The sequence below is a fragment of the Rhodococcus sp. IEGM 1379 genome, from assembly GCF_030056815.1.
Classification (GTDB): Bacteria; Actinomycetota; Actinomycetes; order Mycobacteriales; family Mycobacteriaceae; genus Rhodococcus_F.
The window spans coordinates 21,521-28,726 of record NZ_JASHKR010000055.1 but is presented as its reverse complement, the minus strand read 5'-3'; the positions used below and the strand labels follow the sequence as shown (position 1 = coordinate 28,726).

Sequence of the window (7,206 nt, the reverse complement as noted above, 5' to 3'; positions counted from 1 at the left end):
ATTGACGGGGCGACTCACAAGGTCACCGACGAACTGTGGTTTTCGGATTGGCCTCTGGCAGCCAAACTCTCGGCCTGGGGAATCCAGCTCCACATGGGGCTGCTGTTCGGCCTCGCCAACCAAATCGCTTTGGCAGCATTGGCTCTCGCACTGGTGAGTGTCGTGATTCGGGGCTACGTGATGTGGTGGCGCCGACGCCCCACCCGCGGGTCCGACTGGGCCGTGGGTAATGCACCCGCTCGCGGCGGTATTCATAGCCTGTCGCCGATCAGCATTGTTGCCCTGACTGCGTTCACCGCACTGATCGGCTGGTTCGTCCCATTGCTAGGGATCAGCCTGCTGGCCTTCCTGTTGATCGACACATCTGTTGCGGCGTTCAAACGCCGCGCAACTATCTGACCCTTCCTGAAAGTACGGAGATACATATGTCTGTTCGAACCAAAATTTTCACAGCCACCGCGTTGGCAGCGGCCCTGACGTTAACCGGATGTTCGTCCAACGAGACTGCCACCGAGGCAGCACAATCCATCGCAGTCCAGGACCAATGGATCAAGGCCGCGCCCGAGAAGATGAGTTCAGGATTTGCAGAACTCACCAATACCGGCGACACCGACGTCAGACTGGTTTCCGCAACCAGTTCGGCATCCGCCCGCGTGGAACTCCACGAAGTGGTCTCCGGAGACGGCGGAACAATGACCATGCGTCCCAAGGACGGTGGACTCCTGATCCCCGCCCACGGCTCTGCCTCGCTGGCACCGGGCGCAGACCATCTGATGTTCATGGAACTGGCAGCGCCGCTCCTCCCCGGTGCCGAAACCGATGTCACCTTGGTCTTCGACGACGGTTCGAGCACAACATTCAATGCCCAGATCCGCGATTTCTCCGGTAACCAGGAGAACTACGACCCCAATCACGGTGGCTGAGAACAGTAACCTGCGACTGAGCCGACGGCGCCTTCTCGGAGGAGGCACCGCCGCGCTCGCTGTCGCAGGAACCGCTTGGGGCGCAACGGCACTGGCGCGATCGGAGGAACCGTCGTCCGGCAAGAGGACGGTTCCGTTTCACGGCGTCCATCAAGCCGGGATCGCCACACCACCGCAGGCTCACGCCACCTTCATCGGCTTCGATCTGCGACCGGGCGTGGACCGAAGCGCTGTCGTCGGCATCATGAAAATGTGGTCGGCAGACGCGTCCCGTCTCACTGCCGGGGCGCCCGCCCTGGCCGACACGGAGAAGGAACTGGCGCTCGATCCCGCCGGATTGACAGTCACCGTCGGCTACGGGCCCGGTCTGTTCACCAAGCTGGGATTACAAGAGCGGCAACCAGACTGGTTTACCCCCCTTCCGTCGTACTCGATCGATCGACTCGAAGATCATTGGGGCGGCACCGATCTCCTTCTCCAGATCGGTGCCGACGATCCGGTGACCATCGCCCACACTGTGCGAGTACTGACAAAGAACGTGCGCTCGTTAGCCACCATTCGATGGACTCAGAAGGGGTTTCGCAACGCCCGGGGCACCACGCCGGAGGGAACGACCATGCGCAATCTCATGGGTCAGGTGGACGGAACGGTCAATCCTGCGCCCGGAACCACGGATTTCGATTCCCTGGTGTGGGACAACGGCACCGATCAACCCTGGTTGGCGAGCGGAACATCGTTGGTACTGCGCAGAATTCACATGGAGATGGATACTTGGGACGAACTTGATCGACCGGGGCGCGAACTGACGATGGGTCGAACACTGTCCAACGGTGCTCCTTTGACCGGCACCGACGAGTTCGACGAGGCCGATTTCACCGCGATCGACAAGTTCGGCATCCCGGTGATTCCGCCAGGATCACACATTGCCCGAGCCCACCGCACTCACGAGAAGGAGCAGTTTTTCCGTCGTGCGTACAACTACGACGATCCCCCCGAAGGCGAGCAGACTTCCAACTCGGGACTGATCTTCGCGGCGTTCCAGCGGGACATCGCGGCGCAGTATCTGCCAGTGCAGCAGCGGTTGAGCGACTTCGACGCGCTCAACGAGTGGACGACGCCGATCGGTTCGGCGGTTTATCTGATTCCGCCCGGCTGCGAGAGTGACGACTACCTCGGTAGTGGCTTGCTGAAGTAAAAAGGTGGGCTTCGGAAGAAAACTTCCGAAGCCCACCTTGGTCTTACTTCTAGCCGCCTACTTCTTACGCGGCCCCGGCATTGCCGCGCCCGGACGGGCGGTGGTCAAGCGGGTAACCCAACCGCTGACCGGCCACTTCTTGAGTCCGACGTTGTGCGGGGTGATTTCGGTGCCGACGTACTTTGCCGCGAGATCCTCGTCGACGTCGCCGCTCCAGCGCCACAACATACTGCCGTCGGCGTTGCGCGTGGACACGTCCCACGACTTCGCCCGGAACGCGCCGCGAATAATGCTGTCCGCGAACACCAGTACGGGAATTCCAGCCTCGGCCCGCACTGCGGCGCCGGCTGACCATTCTTGCCGCGCGAGTTCGTAGATCTCCTCGGCGGTGGCTCCGGCGCGAGCCGAACCCGGAACGTGCAGGACAACACTGGGCGTCGGCAATTCGGGTGCCGGATCAGCGGAGTAACGCAGAGCCAGCTCTTCGACGCGTGTTGCCTGCAGGTCCTTGTCGGTAGCGTCGCCGGCAAGATTGGTCAATCCCCCGCCGACCTCGCTGATGCGCAGGGCCTCGATGATGGCGTGAACAGCGGTATCCGCGGTGCCCGATGTTCCCAGTGCACGCACGAGAACATAGTGCTCGACTGCGGACCCGGCATCGTAGATCTCACGGATCCGCGCGATCTTGGCCGCGGTCACAGCCGGATTCGTTTCGGCGGGACCGTCGGCGCCTTCCAGGTTCTCGAGCTCACCGAGCGCCTCGAAGACCGAAGCGAAGACCTGGTTTCCGGTGCCGTGACCGACGTGGAATACCTGATCGTTGCGCGGGTCACGCAATGCAAATACATACTCTCCCAAACGCTTTCCAACCTTCTCGGAGAACGGTTGCGGCGCTGGCTTGCGGACGATCACTTCGGTGGACAGAGTCCGCATCACTGCGAGACGGAGGGCGTCGGGCACACTCGCCGAACCTGCCGCACCGGAGAAAATAGCTGCCGATGCCGCGCTGATCGACGTGAATGTACGACCCACCTGCTTCTCGAGCGAAGCGCAGATGGTGCCGACTGCGCTCAGTCGTGCGTCGAGAGTGCCTTCGCCCTCGGCGAGAAACTCCTTGATCAACGGCGCAACGAGCAGGGTGGGGCTGATACCGCGCGGAACTGTCCAGACAATAGCCATTCCACGAGACTAGGCGATCAGGGCCAGACCCGAGGTCAGTCGCGCTTCAAAGTGGACAATTCCAGCCAGCGAGACACACGAACACTCGAGGGCCGGATCACACACACAATCGAAGCATGAGCAGATTCACAGGAAAAGTTGCCATTGTCACCGGCGGTTCACAGGGCATGGGCGAGTCGACCGCACGTCTGTTGGCGTCGGAAGGCGCGACGGTCATCATCGGTGACGTTCTCGACGAGAAGGGCGCCGCTGTGGCTGCCGAGATCGGCGGCGTCTTCCACCATCTCGACGTCAGTAGCGAATCCGACTGGGTGAATCTCGTCGACGCGACAGTCTCCCAGTTCGGCACCGTCGACGTCCTGATCAACAACGCGGGCATGCTCGCGTTTGCCGCCATCGAGGACATCGACGTCGCTCAGGTCGAAAAGTTGTTCTCCGTCAACATCATCGGCGCGATGCTGGGCGCCAAGACCGTCGTTCCCGTGATGAAGAAGGCTGCGCGCGGCGTGATCGTCAACATCTCATCCGTCGACGGTCTGCGCGGCGTGAACGGACTGAGCGCGTACACCGCGAGTAAATGGGCTGTTCGCGGTCTCACCAAGACGCAGGCTCTCGAACTCGGCCCCTCGGGCATCCGTGTGTGCTCGGTGCACCCCGGTGGAGTCGACACGGCGTTGGGCAACGCGGCCGGCAAGACGGGCGACGAACTCCAGAAGCCGTATCGCCAGGTTCCACTGCGCCGGATCGGACTCCCCGACGAGGTTGCGCGCGTGACAGCCTTCGTAGCCAGCGACGACGCAAGTTACATGTCCGGAGCCGAGCTTGCCGTCGACGGCGGTTGGTCGGCCGGAACCTACTACCCCGGGTTGCCCGGCAGCTGACGCACTAGAATCGGTGGTTCCCACACTCGATCGAAGGAACCGGCACCTCACATCATGACTTTGCTCGTGCGCGGTATCGAATGGTCTGATCCGGCGGCCCCACGGATCCGCGTCGTCGACGACGGTACCGGCGAGACCACCTTCTTCACACACACGTCGGTGCTGCGTTTCTCGGTGGACGAACGTCGTGGACGCCGGTGCCTCGGATGGCGCGATATGACGGCCGACGGACCCGGCCACTTTCCGTGTGATCGAAACGCGAAGGTGAGCAGCGGGCGTCAGTGCGATCGTTGCCGAAATCGTGAGGGCTTCACCACCGTGCACCAAGCCCATGTGAGTGGTGCGCACATTCATCCGAATGTGCGCACCTACCTCACGCAGCCGCAATGGCTCTACATCGACATCTTCGCCGGTGGCCGAATGAAGGTAGGGACGGCGTCGCAGTTCCGTAAGTATCCACGCGTCGCGGAACAAGGGGCCGCGGCAGCTGTGTACGTTGCCGGCTCCACCGACGGCTACAGCATTCGAGCTCTCGAAGCTGAAGTCTCCCAGCAGTTTCACCTCAGCCAGGCGATCCGCACGTCACGCAAACTCGACGCGTTGACCAACCGAGTCGATACGGTCTCGCTACGCGACGAGCTGGCACAGTTCATCTTCTCGAACCGAGAAGAGTTGGCCCACATCGGATCCGGTGTCGACGGTATCGAGATCTTCGAGCAACCCGAGACATGGACCCCGCCGGCCTGCTCGCAAACGGTTTTCGACGCCACACCCGCGATGGTCTATCCCCACACCTTTGAGACGGGAGAGCACTCGCTCTATCTCGAAGGGCTGACCGGGCCGTTGGCGCTCTTCCGCACCGACACCGACCCGGACGCCCCTCGCTTTGTCGCAGACATCTCAGCCTTGGTCGGACGCACGATCACCGTGGGCAATTTCGACTCACCCGGCGTCGCGATCCAAGAATCGCTGTTCTGACGAGCCTCTCAGCAGCTGCCGGCAGCCGCCGCGCTGATTCCGCGAGTAACTTCGGCCTGCTCGTCGGAGGACATCTGGGCCCACTCCGGGTACGCCTCGATCGATGTCTGAAGTTCGGCCGCAACCGATTCGCGAGTCGTCCCGCTGGTGTCACCGGACTCTTCGAGAGTTTTCTGGTATCCGTCGAGGAATACGAGAACGTCGGCACAAGACTGCTCATAGGTACGCGGAAGCGGTGCGCCGCCTTCGGGATTCACGGAACCGTCACTCGGGGCGGGCTCGTCTGCCGTGGCACTCTGCTCGGCTGCCACAGATGACGTCACCGTTGCTATCGACGTAGGTTCACCGCCGTCGGATCCACAAGCGACCAACGCCAACAGTGAGAATGCTCCGATAATCCCGGTGATTGTCTTCTTCATCAGACCAGCATGCCAGATCCGATTCGGCGCATTTTCCACCCAAACTATCCGAATTTCGATACCCTGTTACATATCATGGCTAAATGTAACGATGCGACCTCCAGTGCGGCGCACATCACCTCGGCTGCGGCGCACATCACCTCGGCTGCGGCGCACATCTCCGTCACCACTGCATCGGCAATGGAGCTGGCAAGATCGATTCGTACCGGCGTTGTCACGTCGCGGCGGGTCGTGGATGCCCACATTGCCGTTCTCCGCGCAGGTCACGACCTCGGAGCCATCGCGGCCAACCGTTTTACCCAAGCACAGGACGAGGCCGATGCAGCAGACCGCTTGATCGGTACCAGTTCTGCCGACGATGATCTGCCCCCACTTCTGGGCGTCCCCTTCACGGTGAAGGAAGCCATTCCTGTTGCCGGCATGCCGTTCACTGCAGGCATGCAGACCCGGCGGGGGACCATCTCCACCACGGACGCTCGGGCCGTCGATCGACTCAAAGCCGCCGGCGCGATTGTCGTGGGAGTAACGAACACATCTGAACTGTGTCTCGGAATCGAGAGTTACAACAGCGTGTACGGACGCACTCGCAACCCGTACGACCCACGTCGAACCGCCGGCGGGTCGTCCGGCGGAGAAGGCGCAGCCGTCGGATCAGGAGGTGTCCCTTTCGGGCTCGGAGCCGATACCGGCGGGTCGATCAGACTGCCGGCGTTCTTCTGCGGCGTCTTCGGCCACAAGCCGTCGCCGGGCCTTGTACCCAGCTCCGAGCAGATCCCCTCACTCACCGCCCACGCAGGCACCGAGGTGGACGCAATGGAATCCATCGGCCCCCTCGCGCGTCGAGCCGAGGACCTGATGCCACTGCTACGCATCCTGTCCGAAAGCGATTTACCCACAACAGAATCCGTAAACCTCGAGGGCCTTTCCGTCATCATCCCAGAAGGAACTACCTATTTTCGACCGCTGTCTCCGGAACTGAAATCGGCGCAAGATTCAGCGGCGCAAGCACTCTCGGAGGTGGGCGCGAATGTTCAGCGGGTTCAACTGACAGCTCTGCGTCGCTCCGCACAGTTCTATCTGATCGCCCTCCGCGAGCATGCGGGCACATCGGTATCCAACCTGTTCGATTTCTTCGGGGAAACCCCGACACAATCCCGACGGCCGTCGTGGTCCCGAACCGGCAGTCTCCAGATGACGTTGACCATCATCGGCGACAAACTCCCCGAACTGCTCCCCTCGTCTGCGCGTCGTAAAATCACGGACGCCGGCGAGGCACTCGCTGCTGAAGTTCAGGCAGCAATGGGCGACGGCGTGATCCTGCACCCCGCCTTTCCTCGTACAGCACCACTCCACAACGGAACTCTTGCGCGGCCTTGGCTTTTCGGAGGTGCCGCAATCTTCAATCTACTCGGCCTGCCGGTGACGCAAGTTCCACTCGGGTTGGACACGCGTGGGTTGCCTTTAGGAATTCAGGTTGCCGGCGCAGCCGGAAACGATCACGTGACAATTCGTGTGGCCCTCGAACTCGAACGCGCAATGGGCGGGTGGCGCCCACCCGGCCAGGCCTGAGAGGTCACCGCCGATTCGGTCCGGATTGCCGCAAATGACATACTTGTGGTTTATCTCGGATG

General features: G+C 61.9%; 8 protein-coding genes. 6 read left to right on the top strand and 2 right to left on the bottom strand.

Features of this window, described 5'->3' with window-relative positions; all coding sequences use genetic code 11:
• The 3 genes from QM600_RS22135 to QM600_RS22125 form a co-directional block, all read left to right on the top strand.
• Positions 1 to 399, top strand: a 399-nt coding sequence (locus QM600_RS22135; protein ID WP_283263692.1) for a PepSY domain-containing protein, incomplete at its 5' end; no start/stop codon positions are given.
• Positions 400 to 425: 26 nt separating this feature from the next.
• A complete protein-coding gene (locus QM600_RS22130) occupies positions 426 to 923 on the top strand; it encodes a copper chaperone PCu(A)C (RefSeq protein ID WP_283263691.1) in 498 nt (165 codons plus the stop codon).
• The gene (locus QM600_RS22125) at positions 916 to 2,118 is read left to right on the top strand and encodes a Dyp-type peroxidase (protein ID WP_283263690.1); all 1,203 of its coding nucleotides are present in this window, start codon (positions 916 to 918) and stop codon (positions 2,116 to 2,118) included. The genes QM600_RS22130 and QM600_RS22125 overlap by 8 nt, the downstream gene beginning before the upstream one ends.
• A gap of 57 nt (positions 2,119 to 2,175) precedes the next feature.
• Here QM600_RS22125 and QM600_RS22120 read toward each other — a convergent pair whose 3' ends face one another.
• Complete coding sequence (locus QM600_RS22120; protein WP_283263689.1) at positions 2,176 to 3,297, bottom strand: GIY-YIG nuclease family protein; 1,122 nt, start codon at positions 3,295 to 3,297, stop codon at positions 2,176 to 2,178.
• A gap of 116 nt (positions 3,298 to 3,413) precedes the next feature.
• Here QM600_RS22120 and QM600_RS22115 point away from each other — a divergent pair, with 116 nt between their 5' ends.
• Both QM600_RS22115 and QM600_RS22110 read left to right on the top strand, forming a co-directional pair.
• Positions 3,414 to 4,178 carry an SDR family NAD(P)-dependent oxidoreductase gene (locus tag QM600_RS22115; RefSeq protein WP_283263688.1) on the top strand — a complete coding sequence of 255 codons (765 nt, stop codon included), beginning with the start codon at positions 3,414 to 3,416 and terminating at the stop codon, positions 4,176 to 4,178.
• A 54-nt stretch (positions 4,179 to 4,232) separates the two neighbouring features.
• Positions 4,233 to 5,156 carry a DUF2797 domain-containing protein gene (locus tag QM600_RS22110; RefSeq protein WP_283263687.1) on the top strand — a complete coding sequence of 308 codons (924 nt, stop codon included), beginning with the start codon at positions 4,233 to 4,235 and terminating at the stop codon, positions 5,154 to 5,156.
• 8 nt (positions 5,157 to 5,164) lie between these two features.
• Here the strand turns inward: QM600_RS22110 and QM600_RS22105 are convergent, their stop codons facing one another.
• Complete coding sequence (locus QM600_RS22105) at positions 5,165 to 5,575, bottom strand: hypothetical protein (protein ID WP_283263686.1); 411 nt, start codon at positions 5,573 to 5,575, stop codon at positions 5,165 to 5,167.
• A 75-nt stretch (positions 5,576 to 5,650) separates the two neighbouring features.
• Between QM600_RS22105 and QM600_RS22100 the strand changes: the two genes are divergently transcribed.
• Positions 5,651 to 7,144 (top strand): amidase, encoded by a 1,494-nt coding sequence (locus QM600_RS22100; protein WP_283263685.1) that lies wholly within the window; start codon positions 5,651 to 5,653, stop codon positions 7,142 to 7,144.
• Positions 7,145 to 7,206 lie beyond the last annotated feature (62 nt).

Excerpts from the sequence above, each read along its gene's own strand:
- QM600_RS22115 (WP_283263688.1), top strand. The coding sequence starts at position 3,414 with ATGAGCAGATTCACAGGAAAAGTTGCCATTGTCACCGGCGGTTCACAG.
- QM600_RS22105 (WP_283263686.1), bottom strand. The coding sequence starts at position 5,575 with ATGAAGAAGACAATCACCGGGATTATCGGAGCATTCTCACTGTTGGCG.
- QM600_RS22120 (WP_283263689.1), bottom strand. The coding sequence starts at position 3,297 with ATGGCTATTGTCTGGACAGTTCCGCGCGGTATCAGCCCCACCCTGCTC.
- QM600_RS22130 (WP_283263691.1), top strand. The coding sequence starts at position 426 with ATGTCTGTTCGAACCAAAATTTTCACAGCCACCGCGTTGGCAGCGGCC.
- QM600_RS22100 (WP_283263685.1), top strand. The coding sequence starts at position 5,651 with ATGGCTAAATGTAACGATGCGACCTCCAGTGCGGCGCACATCACCTCG.
- QM600_RS22110 (WP_283263687.1), top strand. The coding sequence starts at position 4,233 with ATGACTTTGCTCGTGCGCGGTATCGAATGGTCTGATCCGGCGGCCCCA.